The following is a 13146-nucleotide window of genomic DNA, read 5'->3' on the forward strand; positions in this document are numbered from 1 at the left end:
TGCGGGTGTTGGCGAAGCTGGCCGGGGAGTTGGCGTTGGTCGGGCCGGTGACCGTGGTGGTGGGCTGGAACTTCCACGCGCTGTTACGCCAGTCGACGATCACGTCGCTGGTGAAGGTGGCGGCCGCGCCCACCCGGACCGGAGCGGTCTGGGAGATGTAGGGCGGGGTCAGGGCTCCGTTGACGAGCACTCCACCGCTGGTGGCCAGGAAGTTGACGCTGGAGCCGTCGTCGAGGGTGACTGCCCGAGCCGCGTTGTCGGCCTCGGTGGCGCTGGAGGACGCCGGACCGGGCTTCTCGACCTCGGTGCGCTGGATCAGCGGCTTGGTGCCCGAGGCCAGTCCGACCTCGCCGAACTGGTTGGTGGTGAAGGTGTTGGTGACCGTGTAGTTGCCGGTCGGGCGGTAGAGCATGCCCTCCAGCGACTCGCGGGCGGCGTCGGTGGCCGGCCAGCTCGAGGTGGTGGCCGCGGTGACGCCCGCCGGCGGGGTGCCGAGGTCGGTGACGTCGGCGGCGGCCACCGACAGCTCGGTCAGGCCGAAGAACTCGCTGACCGCGCCGGTGACCTGGATGTACTTGCCGATCTGCACGGCGGCCGGGAAGGCGCCGGTGGACTGGAAGACGAAGATGCCGTCCGAGGCGGTGTGGGTGGCCGGGTCGATCGACCCGCCGGTGCCCGGGGTCTGGATGTAGTAGCCCTTGAACCCGCCGTTCGGGTAGGCCGCCGTGACGATGCCCTTGGTGGTGACGGTGCTGCCCACCAGCGGCGAGGAGGCGCCGGTGCCCTGGATCTCGGCGATGGTCTTGTTGGTGCCGGGGGGCGGGGTGATGGTGGTGCAGGCGCTGCCACAGGCCACCGGGCTCGGCGCGCCGGCGGTGAAGTCGGCCGCGTTGTTGGCGGTGTTGTCGTGGCTGGCGTTGCGCGAGACCGAGTTGGTGTTGCTCGGCGCCGGGGTCGGCCCGGTGCCGGCGAAGTCGTTGGCGGTGGTGCCGAAGCCGACGAAGTCGACGACCGCGGCGTTGCCGTCGCAGTCGGCGCCGCAGCTCAGCGCGGCGGTGGTGTTGACCAGCGCCACCTTGCCGGCGGTGCCGCTCATCGCGATGGTGCCGGTGACGTCGGACGGCACGTCGGTGGTGCCGCCGGCGCCCTGCGACTCACGCACCACGTAGGAGGCACCGGCCGGCAGGGTGCCAGTCAGCGCGGTGGTCGCCCACGAGGTGCCGGTCGCGGAGGCGTACTGGACGGTCCAGCCGGCCAGGTTCACCGCCGCACCGCTGCGGTTGTAGAGCTCGATGAAGTCCTGCTTGTAGGTGGCGCCGGTGTTACCGCCGCCGCCGTACACCTCGTTGATCACAACGGGTGCACTGCTGCTCGCCCCGGCGAAGGCCGAGGTCGGAACCGCGAGCCAGGTGCCGGCAACCAGCGCTGACGTGGTCAGCCCACTGATCAAAGCTTTATTGCGTGCGCGCATGCACTATCTCCGGATTAGGACAGGGGAGGACGGCAGCCGCAAGGTGGCGGATGCCGGGGTGTGTCGGATAGGGCGACGGTAGTGGACGGTTGCCGTTTCGCCTAACCGGAAAGCTCAACAAATCCGCAAGGATCGACGGCCTGGAAGTGAACGGATCGGGACGCGCGATGCGAAGATGCCGATGTATCAACGGTGTGAGGCCTCGGCAGGCGGGGTAGTGAGCTGAGCAAGAGCTGATGTGATTTCGGTCACAATGATGTTTAAGCACTGTCCGAGGAATAGTTGAACGCTCAACAGCGCTGTACCGAGCATCATCTTCTCGATCTTGTCGGGTTTCTAGGAGGACGCCATGTCCGTTTACCGTTTGAACCACGCCGTGCTCTATGTCCGTGATGTCGCCACCAGCGTGGCGTTCTACCGCGACGTGTTCGGCTTCGACTACATCCCCAACGGCGACGGCTTCCCCGGGGCGGCGTTCCTGCGGGCGCCCGGCTCGTCCAACGACCACGACCTCGGCCTGTTCCAGATCGGCAGCGCGGCCCGCCCGTCCGGAGCCGGTCGCGGCACGGTGGGGCTCTACCACCTGGCCTGGGAGGTCGACACCCTCGGTGACCTGGAGGACCTGGCCGGCAAGCTGTCGGCCGCCGGCGCGCTGGTCGGCGCGTCCGACCACGGCACCACCAAGTCGCTGTACGGCCGCGATCCCGACGGCCTGGAGTTCGAGGTGGTGTGGCTGATCCCGGCCGATCTGCTGACCGAGCAGGACCGGACCCGGGCCGCCTCGATCCGACCGCTGGACCTGGCGGGCGAGATCGCCCGGTTCGGCCGGGATGCCCGAGGCGGCATCGGCGTGTCGCGGGCGGTCGCGGAGGCCGTCCGGTAACTCCCGCCCACCGGAAGTCGGCACTGTCGGCGCGTCCGGCTAGAGTCCGCGACGCCCGGCCGAACGTGCCGGGCGGCTCGCACCGGGTACGCCCCGGATACCGAATGGCATCAGTCGGATAACTACCCGGCAGCTTGGCCGCCGGGCGGCTGCGGCCAGGTGTCGAATGGCGGGTGCCGGCCGGTCCCGGGGAGAGAGGCAGGACGCCATCAGCAGCTTCGGTCCTTCCCGGCTGGCCTTGCTGCTGCGGGCCCTGTGGTGGCGTCGGGGCCTGTCGGCGGCGACCCTGCTGGTGGCCGTGATCACCATCGGCGCGGGCTCGCTCGGGCCGATGTTCGCCCGGGCCGCCGACGAGTCGACGCTGCGCGACCGGCTGATCGAGTCCGCCAGCGACGCGGCACTGCACTTCACCTTTATCCGCGACCTGCAGACCGAGGGCGACCTGGCCGCCGCGGCCAGCGGCGGCCCACAGCCGGGCAGTATCAAGGCCTATCCGAACACCCTGGTGGCGGCGGTGCTGCCGGTCCGGGCCTCGCTGCCGGCCCAGGTGGCCGTCGGTGACGTCGGGCCGATCAGCCAGCTGGTCTGGCGGACCGACGCCTGCGCGCACCTGGTGCTGACCCGGGGCCGCTGTCCTGCCAAGCCCGGCGAGGCGCTGGCCAGCGAGCGCACCCTGGCCGGCACCTACTACGGCTGGCAGGTCGGCACCCGGCTGACGCTGTCCGGCATCGCCGACGCCTCGGTGAGCAACGCCCAGCTGGAGCAACCCGGCGTCGCGGTGACCATCGTCGGGGCGTACCGGCAGCGCGATGCCAACGACGCGTTCTGGCAGGGCCGCAGCTACTTCAACGCCCGGCCCGGCGCCGGCGACGGGCCGGACACCGTCGACGGGCTGTTCGTCGACCGGTCCGAGCTGCCGCTGCTGTATCCGAGCCGGTTCGAGGTGCAGGTCGACTACCCGGTGGCGGCCGAGCAGGTGCGGCTGGCCGACGTCCCGGCGTTGCGGGCGGACCTGGCCAAGCTGGTCGAGCTGCGGTCGGAGCCCGGCGTCGCCGACTCCTTCAGCACCGACGTGCTGTCGGTGCTCAAGGCCGCCCAGGCCGAGCGCAGGCTGATCGACCTGTCCACCCTGCTGGTGTCGCTGCAGCTGACGGTGCTGGCCTGGCTGGTGCTGTTCCAGGTGATCGCCGACGCGGTCGAGGCCAAGGGCTCGGAGATCGCGCTGGCCAAGCTGCGCGGCCTGCCGCCGTCGGCCACCCTCCGGTTCGGGCTGGCCGAGCCGCTGCTGCTGGTGGCGCTGGCCACCCCGCTGGGCCTGCTGGGCGGCTGGCTCTCGGTGCGGCTGCTGGCGGCCACCTCGCTGCTGCCGGGCACCCCGGTCCCGGTCACCCGGGCCACCTGGGTGGCGGTGGCGGCGGCACTGGCCGGCAGCGTGGTGGCCGCCGCGGCAGCCGGCCGCAAGACCCTGCGCCGCTCGGTGCTGGAGCAGTGGCGGCGCACCCCCGGCCACCACGCCAGCCCGCTGATGCTGGTGCTCGACGTGCTGCTGGCGCTGGCCGCGGTGCTCGGCCTGGTGCTGCTGCACCGCACCGGCCGCAACGGCGACCCCCGGGCGGTCACCCTGCTGGCGCCCGCGCTGCTGGTCTTCGCCGTCGCCCTGCTGGGCATCCGGTTGCTGCCGCTGGTGCTGCGCCCGTTGCTGCCGATGACCCGGGCCTCCGGGCGGATCGGGCTGTTCCTGGCCGCCCGGCAGGTGGTCCGGCGGCCGGCCGGGCTGCGGCTGGCCGCGCTGCTGGCGGTCGCGGTGGGCCTGGCCACCTTCGCGATCGCCGGGGAGGGCGTGGCCAGCTCCAACGCCCAGACCCGGGCCCGGATCGAGGTCGGCACCGACAGGGTGGCCACGGTGCAGTTCGAGCCGTTGCACGACCCGGTGGCCGCCACCCACCGCGCCGACCCGGACGGCAGGTGGGCGATGGCCGCCGCCACCTGGCTGCCGGACGGCGGCGGCGCGGTCACCGGCCGGGTGCTGGCGGTGGACGCCGCCCGGCTGCCCGCGGTCGCCTACTCCGGTGGCTCGGCTCCGGATCCCGTCGAGGCCGTCCGAGCGCTCCGGCCGGCCAACCTGCCGGCCCCGCTGGAGGTGCACACCACCCGGCTGCGGGTCAGCATCGACACCGTCCGGCTGGGTGCTGGCAACCGCCCGCTGGTGGTGCTGAACCTGCGCGCCCCCAACCGGCCGGCCTTCGACGCCCGGGCCGGGACGCTGACTCCCGGCCAGCACACCTACACCGCGGCAGTCAGCTGCGCCGCCGGCTGCACGCTGACCGGCATCACCTGGGACCGCCCGATCGACACCTTCGGCGAGCTGTCCGGCACGGTGCGGGTCAGCAAGCTGGAGTTCCTCGCCGGCGGCCGCTGGCAGCAGCTCGATGCCGGCTTCGCCGCCGCCGGGAACTGGCGCGCCCAGCCCAGCCGGCTGGGCAATTCCGACGACGTCCTGAGCGCCACCGCGGGCGGCCTGCAGGACGACTACCGCAGCCAGAGCGGCGGCTCGGCAGGCATCTCCCATGCCGACAGCCCGCGGCCGATGCCGGTGCTGGCCTCTCCCCGCGGCCTGATCCCCGACGCGGCCAGCCAGGCCAACCTGCGGATGTCGGACGAGACCGGCGCGGTGGTGCCGGTCGCGGTGGCGGGCAGCCCGGCGGTGCTGCCCGGGGTGCTGGACGACGGGGTGCTGATCGACATCACCGGCCTGCGGCAGCAACTGCCGGCCTTCGACAGCGAGGCGAGCTGGTCGATCTGGCTGGGACCGCACGCGCCGGCCGACGCGCTCGACCGGCTGCGTGCCGCCGGCCTGGTGGTCGAACCCGGCGCCAGCTACGCCAACCGGCTCGACGAGCTGGGACGGCAGGGGCCGGCGCTGGCCTTGCGGCTGCTGGTGGTGTGCGCCATCGTGGGCTCGATCCTGGCCGTCGGCGGCACCGCCATCGCGATCGCCTCGACCGGCCGGCGCCGCACCTTCGAGCTGGCGTCGCTGCGCGCGGTGGGCATCCGCCGTCGGACGCTGCTGGGCGCCTGCATCTCCGAACAGCTGCTGTTGCTGGGTGCCGCCGTGCTGCTCGGCGTGCCGGCCGGCTACCTGGCCGCCCGCTGGGCCCTGCCGTCGGTGCCGGAGTTCGCCGACATCACCCCGGTGTCGCTGAGCTACCGGCCGGCGCTGACCGGCATCGCGCTGTTCGCGCTGGTCTTCGGCCTGCTGCTGGCCGGCACCGCGGTGCTGGCCGGACGCGCGCTGCTGCGGGCCGCGGCCCCGGCCCGGCTGCGGGAGGCCGAGTGACCGCGCGGGTGTTGCAGACCGGGCTCGCGATCTACTGCGAGCACCTGTGCCACTACTACGAGCTGGACGGCGAAGAGATCACCGCCCTGGACAACGTCGAGTTCAGCGTGGCGGCGGGTGAGTCGGTGGCGCTGCTCGGGCCGTCCGGGTCGGGCAAGTCGACCCTGCTGAACCTGCTGGCCGGGCTGCTGCGGCCGTCCTCCGGCCAGATCTACCTCGGCGCCGACGACATCACGGTGATGAGCGAGCCGGAGCTGCTGCAGCTGCGCGGCCACCGGGTCGGCGTGGTGGTGCAGAACCCGTCGCGCAACCTGCTGCCCTACGGCACCGCCGAGCAGAACATCAGCTTCGCCCAGCGCGCGCTGCGCGGCTACCGGCGGATCGACCTGCAGGCCCCGGCCGAGCTGCTGGCCGCGCTGGGCCTGTCGGAGCTCGCCGGGCAGCGGGTGTCGCGGATGTCCGGTGGCGAGCAGCAGCGGCTGGCGGTCGCGGTGGCGATGGCGGGCTCCCCCGGCCTGCTGCTGGCCGACGAGCCGACCTCGCAGCTCGACACCGTCAACCGCGACAAGGTCGGCGAGCTGCTGGCCAGGATCACCTCGAGCTTCGGCACCACCGTGGTGGTGGTGACCCACGACCCGGCGGTGGCGGCGGCGATGGGACGCACCGTCACCATCACCGAGGGGCATGCCGACGACCGCGACCAGCTGCGCGAGCAGTTCGTCCACGTGGAGGCCGACGGCACGGTGCGGCTGCCGCCGGACGTGCTGGCGGGGCTGCCGCCCGGTTCCCAGCTGCGGGTGGTGCGCAAGCCCGGCGGCGTGGAGTTCGTGGCCACCAGCACCGACGGCCGGCGGTCCGGGAGCTACCGGTGACCGGGCGGCACGCCGCCGGCCAGCCCACCCTGGTGGCGGACCGGGTGAGCTACCGGCGGGGCGGCCGGACGGTGCTGGACGAGGTCTCGGTGAGCGCCTACCCGGGCGAGGTGCTGGCGATCACCGGGCCGTCCGGCAGCGGCAAGTCCAGCCTGCTGGCACTGCTGGCCGGGCTGGAACCGCCCGACAGCGGAACGGTGTCCAGGACCGGCCCGCAACCGGACGGCACGGTGCCGGCGGGGTACGGCCTGGTGCTGCAGGGCTACGGCCTGGTCAGCGTGCTCAGCGCCGCCGAGAACGTCGAGGTGGTGCTGCAGGGACAGGGCCTGGAACGCAACGACATTCTCGACCGTGCCGAGGACGCGCTGGCGGTGCTGGGCCTGGAGGACGTCGCCGACCACCTGGTCGAGCAGCTGTCCGGTGGCCAGCAGCAGCGGGTCGCGATCGCCCGTGCCCTGGTGGTGGAGCCGGTGGTGTTGCTGGCCGACGAGCTCACCGCCGAGCTGGACCACGACTCCCGGCTGCGCGTGCTGGAACGAGTTTTCGCCTTGGCGGACAGGGGATCCACCGTGGTGATCTGCACCCACGACCCGGAGGTGGCGGCGCGCTGCCACCGCCAGATCCAGCTGACCAACGGCCGACTGACCGCCAGCCGCTAGCCCGTGCCGGTAGCTGCCCGGCGGGGTGCGGAGTCAGCGAGGCCGGTCGGCCAGTTCCAGCAGGTCGGCGAAGATCTCGCCGAACCGGCTGACCATCGACAGGTGCCCCTCGGTGGCGAACAGGTGTGCCTGGGCGTTCGGCACCTTGGCGGCCAGCCACTGGCCGTGCTCGAACGGCACCATCCGGTCCTGCCGGCCCTGCCAGACGGCGACCGGCACGCTGATCCCGGCCAGGTCGAATCCCCAGTAGGAGACGAAGGCGAGGTCGTCGTCCCGCCAGCCGGCGATCCCGTTGCTCACCGCGCGGCGCAGCCCCGCCGCCATCTCCTCGGCGAACTCGCCGGTCAGCGCCGCCCGGTCCACCGGCGAAAGCAGGTCGCCCAGTCCCTCGGTCACGCCCTCACCGGTCACGCCGCCCAGCTCGGCCGCGAACGTCTCCAGCAGCGCGGTCAGCTCGTCCTTGCCGGCCAGTGCCGCGCCGAACTCCTCGACGTTGCCGGAGTCCATGCCGGCGAACCAGTCGATGCCATATGCCGGGTAAGGGGCCGGGCCCGCCAGCACCGCCACCGCCTGGCACCGCTCGGGCAGCAGCGCGCCGGTGGCCAGCGCGTGCGGGCCGCCGCCGGACCAGCCGAGGGTCACGAACCGCTCGACGCCGACCGCGTCCAGGACGGTCTCGATGTCGGTGACGGCATCGGCCACGCCACGCCCCGGCCGCGGGGTGGACTGCCCGTAACCGGGCCGGGAGTAGCTGACCACGCGCAGCCCCAGCTGCTCGGCGGGCTCGACGACCGCCGACAGCAGCATCCCCGCGCTCGGCGTGCCGGGCTGGAACAGCAGGGTCTTCCCGTCCGGCGGGCCGCTGACCAGGTACTCCAGCACCCTGCCGTCCGCCGTGGTCACCGTGGAGAAGTCCGCCATCCGGCCATCCTAGGGCGGCCGATCGCCGGCGGTCCGGGTACGGCGGCTGTGCCAGGTGCGGAACAATGGCCGTCGTGGCCGGGCTGATCGTGGTGAGCGGACCACCCGGCGCCGGCAAGTCCACCGTGGCCCGGCTGCTCGCCGACTCCTACGACCGCAGCGCGCTGGTGGTGGGCGATGAGTTCTTCGCCTTCCTCCGGCAGGGGTATGTCGATCCCTGGCGGGACGAGGCACACCAGCAGAACGACGTGGTGATGCGGGCCGCGGCGGCCGCCACCGGCCGGCTGGTCGATGGTGGGTATCAGGTCGTCTACGACGGGGTGATCGGCCCGTGGTTCTCGGACGTGTTCCTGGCCGCGACCGGCCTGTCCGAGCTGCACTATGCCGTCCTGCTGCCGCCGCTGGACTGCTGCCTGGCCCGGGTGACCGGCCGGACCGGGCACGGCTTCACCGACCTGGCGGCGACCGAGCAGGTGCACCGGCAATTCGCCGCCGCCGGCATCCCGGCGCGTTACCTGGTCACCGGCGAGGAACCCCCGGAGCAGATCGCCGCCCAGATCCGGCGAAAGCTGGCCGCCGGCGACCTGCTCTACCGCGGGCACTGACGCCCCACCAGAACCGAGCCGGTAGCTTCTCCCGGATGGCCGTCCTGGAGCGGGTCGAGGTCGACGAGGCGCGGGTGCGGACGCCCGACGCCTGGTACTTCGAGGTGCCGGCGATCGCTGCGCTCCGGTCTTCCGGCGTGGACCTCGATCCCCGGGTGACGGTGATCGTGGGCGAGAACGGGTCCGGCAAGTCCACCTTCGTCGAGGCGGTGGCGGCGGCCTGGCGATCCGGACTGAAGTCGGAGGTCGGGCACTGGGGTCCGGAGCCGGCCGACGAGGACGCCGACCTGCACCGGGCGCTGTGGTTGCGGACCGAGTGGCCCCGCCCGGACGGCGGCTGCTTCCTGCGCGCCGAGGCGATGCACGGCCTGTTCACCGAGGTGGACGCCGCGGGCACGTCGCGCCGGGCCTTCGACGGCGGGCTCAACTCCCGCTCGCACGGCGAGGCCTTCCTGCGCTACCTGGAGTCCCGGACCACCGAACGCGGGCTGTTCCTGCTGGACGAGCCGGAGGCGGCGCTGTCGTTCACCTCCTGCCTGCAATTGCTGAGCCTGCTGGCCGCGATGGCCGATACCGGCTCGCAGGTGGTGCTCGCCACCCATTCCCCGCTGCTGGCCGCGTTGCCGGGGGCCACCATCCTGGAGTTCGGCGAGCACGGAATCCGGCCGGCGAGCTGGGCGGAGCTGGAACTGGTCAACCACTGGCAGGCGTTCCTGTCCCGCCCCGAGAGCTACCTGCGCCACCTGTTCTGACCGGTTCTCCCCGGCTGCGATACTCCGGCCATGAGCCAGCGGCAGACGGTGTTCTCAGGCGGCAGGTACGAACCCCTGATCGGCTACTCCCGGGCCGTCCGGGTGGGCAACTGGGTGTCGGTGGCCGGCACCACGGCGGCCCGGCCCGAGGGCGGGGCGGTGGGCGGCGACGACATAGCCGAGCAGACCCGCGAGGCGATCCGCCGGATCGAGGCCGCTCTGCACGAGGCCGGTGCCCGGCTGGAACACGTGGTACGGACCCGGATGTTCGTCACCGACATCAGCCGCTGGGAGGAGGTCGGGCGGGCGCACGGCGAGTTCTTCGCCGGCATCCAGCCGGCCGCCTCGATGCTGGAGGTCAGCGCGCTGATCGCACCGGACCTGCTGGTCGAGGTCGAGGCGGACGCGATCCTCCCCGACTGACCGCGAGTGCTCCAGAAGGTGTGTTCTAGAAGGCGTACCGGATCGTCAGCCAGGGTGCCTCGGCGGCGACCAGCTCCCGCACCTGGCGTACCGCGTCGGCCTTGACGCCGTTGCGGTAGCGGACGTTCCAGCTCCCGTTCTCCGACCGCTTGGCCTGCTGCAGCTCCGGACGCCACAGCACCTCCTCGGCCTTGGAATGCCAGCCGAGGTTCACCTGGTGCAGGTCCCGGTTGTGGGTCAGCAGGATCACCTCGGCCGCCGCCTGGGCCCGGAACGCCGCGCCGGTGCCGTCTCCCACCTGGCGCAGCAGCTCGGCCCAGTCGGACTGCCAGCCGTCGCGCAGCACCACCGGGGAGAGGTTCAGGTGCACCTCGTAACCGGCGGCGACGAAGTCGTCGATGGCGGCGATCCGGTCTGCGATCGGGCTGGTGCGGATGTCCAGCAACCGGGAATCGGCCTGCGGCATCAGGGAGAACCGGACCCGGGTGCGCCCGCGCGGGTCGAGGTCGAGCAGGCCGCGGTTGACGTACTTGGTGGCGAACGAGGCCTTGGCAGCCGGCTGGTCGCGAAACATGGCGATCAGGTCGGCGACGTTGTCGCTGACCAGCGCGTCCACCGAGCAGTCGCCGTTCTCGCCGATGTCATAGACCCAGGCCAGCGGATCGCACTGGTCGGGCTCGGTCTTGGCGCCCTGCCGGGCGATGTGCCGGGTGAGGTAGCCGAGCACCTGCTCGATGTTGGTGAAGACCGTGATCGGGTTGGCGTAGCCCTTGCGGCGCGGCACGTAGCAGTAGGCACAGGCCATCGCGCAGCCGTTGGCCAGCGACGGGGCGATCCAGTCCGCCGACCGGCCGTTCGGCCGCGCCGACAGCGACTTCTTCACCCCCATCACCAGGTCCTCGGACTTGACCCGCACCCACCGCTCGACGTTGCCGGCGTTGCCGTGCAACTGCTCGATCTTCCAGTGCGAGTCGACCTCGATCACTTCGGCGCCGGGGAACCGGCCGAGGATCTGCCGACCGCGGGGGCTGGCCACCGACTCGGGCTCCGCCCAGATCCGCCGGATCCCGAGCAGCGACCGGCCGGCGGTAGGAGCGGCAGCGGTCATGCCTCCTTCCTACCGGGCGGTACCGACAACGCGCCAACCTGTGCACGCTCTGGACAACCAGAGGTGATCACCGCCACCATGAGGCCGAGTTCCGGGGGAGGGAGGCTGGCATGACCAGCCAGTACGTGCACCTGTTCTCACTCGGCTACAGCGGCGACCTGGACCTGCGGGCGGTCGCCAAGCTGATCAACGGCTGCCAGCAGGTGATCTCGGTCGACCTGCTCGACACCCGGCACTCCATCGGCAAGCCGGACGTGAACGACCTTGCCTACTCGCGGGAAACCCTGTTCCACGCCTTTCCGAAACGGATTCCGGGCCATGTGCACGTCGGCGTGACGGTCGCTCCGATCGACGGCAACTTCTACACCGTCACCCAGGGCACCGACTCGGTCGTGATCACCCTGCACCAGACCCAGGAGGTCTCCGAACAGGCCGGCCGCACCAAGGAGGAGTACGTCGCCCAGACCCTGGTCACCGAGCTGCTGTGGCTGCAGTACCGGCGGGCGACCGGTATCGACGACTTCGAGCAGCTCTACCACCTGCAGACCCAGGCCTGCATCTTCGACCTGGTGTTGCAGAAGACCGACAAGGTCTACAAGCTCCGCAGCGGGCACATCTGCACCTCCTGCGCGGCAAAGCTGGCCCACGCCAACGTCGGCGCGAGCTACCAGGCGGCAGTGACCAGCGTGCTGGCCCGGGTGCAGAAGCCGTCGCTGGTCAGGTCGCTCACCCTGGGCCTGCAGCGCCCGCTGTTCAGCTTCGTGCTCGGTACCCTGCTCGGCGGCCTGGTGATCAACCTGTTCTCCACCCTGCTGATCGGGCAGGCCCGCGACGTGATCGTGCCGTTCGCGGTGCTGCTGGTGCTGACCGTCGGCCTGGTCGGCTGGAACTACCTGCGACTGCGTCGCCCCGCCACCCCGGGTTGAGCGAGAACTCCTCAGGCCGAGCAAAGACCGTCGGGCTGAGCGAGGACCCGTCAGGCGACCAGCGCGGCCAGCGCGTCGGCGACCGCCGCTGGCTCCAGCCGGCAGGTGGCCCGTCCCACGTTCAGCTCGCAGCGCACCACGTTCGGGTCGCCGGTCGGGTACGGCTTGGCCCAGGTCCAGATGCCGGACTGCTCGGCCAGCCGCCGGGCGTTGTCGCAGAACCGGTCGAAAGGCACTTCGAACAGCAGGTGCATCATCGGCACCTGCGGTGGATCAGGCACCACCCGCACTCCGGCGACCCCGGCCAGCGCGGCGGCGATCGCGCGGGCGTGCCGCAGCCGTCCCGGCATCTCGGCCAGCCGCTCGGGCAGCAGCGCCAACGCGGACGCCGCGTTCGGCCACATGCCGAACAGGGTGCCGCCGAGCCGCCGTCGCCACTCCCGCACCTGAGCCACCTCGGCCTCCGGCCCGGCCACGCAGCAGCCCGGCAGCGCCCCGATCCCCTTGTAGAACGAGACATACACCGTGTCGAACAGGGCCGCGATATCGGCCGGCGGGCGGTCGTAGCCGGCCGAGGCCTCCCACAGCCGGGCGCCGTCCAGGTGCACGGCGGCGCCCCGGTCCCGGGCCCAGGCCAGCTGGTCGACCAGGTCGCCCCAGTCCGGCTGCTGGCCGCCCAGGTCCCGTTGCGGCAACTCCAGCAGCAGCGCGGCGACCGGCTCGGCCACTCCGTCCAGGTCGGCGCGGGTGATCAGCCGGTCCGGCTCGCCCACGGGGCGGCCGATGAGGTCGTGCAACCGGGCGTGCGCCTGCCCCTCGTGGTTGTCCAGGTGGCAGGCCGGGTGCCACAGCACGGTGCGGCTGGTGCGCCGGTCGGCGTGCACCCGCAGCGTGGCGCCCTGGGCCATCGTGCCGCTGGGCAGGAACACCGCGGCGGGCTTGCCGAGCAGTCCGGCAATGTAGCGCTCCAGGTCGGCCACCACCCCACCGTCGCCGTAGACGTCGGCTTCGGTGCCCGGGTCGATGGTGGCCAGCAGGTCGGCCGGCTGCACCAGCCCGTCGCCGTTGACGAACTCGGTGCACGCCGCCCGCCGGGCCCTGGTCTGTTCGTCCACCCGGCCAGTCTCCCCCATCGCCGGCCGGAGCCGACCGGCATGGTTCGACCGGGGCCGGCGCGGGCCCTAGGCTC

12 protein-coding genes are annotated in these 13146 nt (G+C 72.3%); 8 read left to right on the forward strand and 4 right to left on the reverse strand.

The annotated features are described in order from the left end of the window. Window positions 1–1471: lamin tail domain-containing protein (locus tag VLJ82_RS06965; RefSeq protein ID WP_408662607.1), on the reverse strand; the 1471-nt coding region annotated here is incomplete at its 3' end. Window positions 1472–1820: 349 nt separating this feature from the next. Here VLJ82_RS06965 and VLJ82_RS06970 point away from each other — a divergent pair. The 4 genes from VLJ82_RS06970 (at window position 1821) to VLJ82_RS06985 (ending at window position 7222) form a co-directional block, all read left to right on the forward strand. Beyond that, the gene (locus VLJ82_RS06970; protein ID WP_408662608.1) at window positions 1821–2354 is read left to right on the forward strand and encodes a VOC family protein; all 534 of its coding nucleotides are present in this window, start codon (window positions 1821–1823) and stop codon (window positions 2352–2354) included. 166 nt (window positions 2355–2520) lie between these two features. Next, on the forward strand, window positions 2521–5691 hold the full coding sequence (locus VLJ82_RS06975; protein WP_408662609.1) for an FtsX-like permease family protein: 3171 nt from the start codon (window positions 2521–2523) through the stop codon (window positions 5689–5691). Then, window positions 5688–6563, forward strand: a complete 876-nt coding sequence (locus VLJ82_RS06980) for an ABC transporter ATP-binding protein (RefSeq protein ID WP_408662610.1) — start codon at window positions 5688–5690, stop codon at window positions 6561–6563. Before VLJ82_RS06975 ends, VLJ82_RS06980 begins: the two co-directional genes overlap by 4 nt. Continuing rightward, the gene (locus VLJ82_RS06985; protein WP_408662611.1) at window positions 6560–7222 is read left to right on the forward strand and encodes an ABC transporter ATP-binding protein; all 663 of its coding nucleotides are present in this window, start codon (window positions 6560–6562) and stop codon (window positions 7220–7222) included. Before VLJ82_RS06980 ends, VLJ82_RS06985 begins: the two co-directional genes overlap by 4 nt. Before the next feature lie 33 nt (window positions 7223–7255). On the opposite strand, the gene VLJ82_RS06990 is transcribed toward VLJ82_RS06985, so the two are convergent. After that, entirely contained in the window at window positions 7256–8143 is an 888-nt protein-coding gene (locus VLJ82_RS06990; protein ID WP_408662612.1) for an alpha/beta fold hydrolase, read from the reverse strand. A 65-nt stretch (window positions 8144–8208) separates the two neighbouring features. Here VLJ82_RS06990 and VLJ82_RS06995 point away from each other — a divergent pair, with 65 nt between their 5' ends. From VLJ82_RS06995 to VLJ82_RS07005, 3 genes are read left to right on the forward strand one after another with little or no spacing between them, the layout of a single operon-like run. Then, complete coding sequence (locus tag VLJ82_RS06995) at window positions 8209–8748, forward strand: AAA family ATPase (RefSeq protein WP_408662613.1); 540 nt, start codon at window positions 8209–8211, stop codon at window positions 8746–8748. 35 nt (window positions 8749–8783) lie between these two features. Beyond that, window positions 8784–9500 carry an AAA family ATPase gene (locus VLJ82_RS07000; RefSeq protein WP_408662614.1) on the forward strand — a complete coding sequence of 239 codons (717 nt, stop codon included), beginning with the start codon at window positions 8784–8786 and terminating at the stop codon, window positions 9498–9500. 30 nt (window positions 9501–9530) lie between these two features. Next, window positions 9531–9923 carry a RidA family protein gene (locus VLJ82_RS07005; RefSeq protein WP_408662615.1) on the forward strand — a complete coding sequence of 131 codons (393 nt, stop codon included), beginning with the start codon at window positions 9531–9533 and terminating at the stop codon, window positions 9921–9923. A gap of 25 nt (window positions 9924–9948) precedes the next feature. Here the strand turns inward: VLJ82_RS07005 and VLJ82_RS07010 are convergent, their stop codons facing one another. Next, window positions 9949–11031 carry a spore photoproduct lyase family protein gene (locus VLJ82_RS07010; protein ID WP_408662616.1) on the reverse strand — a complete coding sequence of 361 codons (1083 nt, stop codon included), beginning with the start codon at window positions 11029–11031 and terminating at the stop codon, window positions 9949–9951. Window positions 11032–11141: 110 nt separating this feature from the next. On the opposite strand from VLJ82_RS07010, the gene VLJ82_RS07015 reads away from it, so the two are divergent. Further along, complete coding sequence (locus tag VLJ82_RS07015) at window positions 11142–11957, forward strand: hypothetical protein (protein WP_408662617.1); 816 nt, start codon at window positions 11142–11144, stop codon at window positions 11955–11957. A gap of 50 nt (window positions 11958–12007) precedes the next feature. On the opposite strand, the gene VLJ82_RS07020 is transcribed toward VLJ82_RS07015, so the two are convergent. After that, complete coding sequence (locus VLJ82_RS07020; protein ID WP_408662618.1) at window positions 12008–13072, reverse strand: threonine aldolase family protein; 1065 nt, start codon at window positions 13070–13072, stop codon at window positions 12008–12010. Window positions 13073–13146 lie beyond the last annotated feature (74 nt).

Origin of the sequence: Jatrophihabitans sp. (genome assembly GCF_035474675.1) — a bacterium.
In the GTDB taxonomy this organism is placed as follows: domain Bacteria; phylum Actinomycetota; class Actinomycetes; order Mycobacteriales; family Jatrophihabitantaceae; genus Jatrophihabitans_A.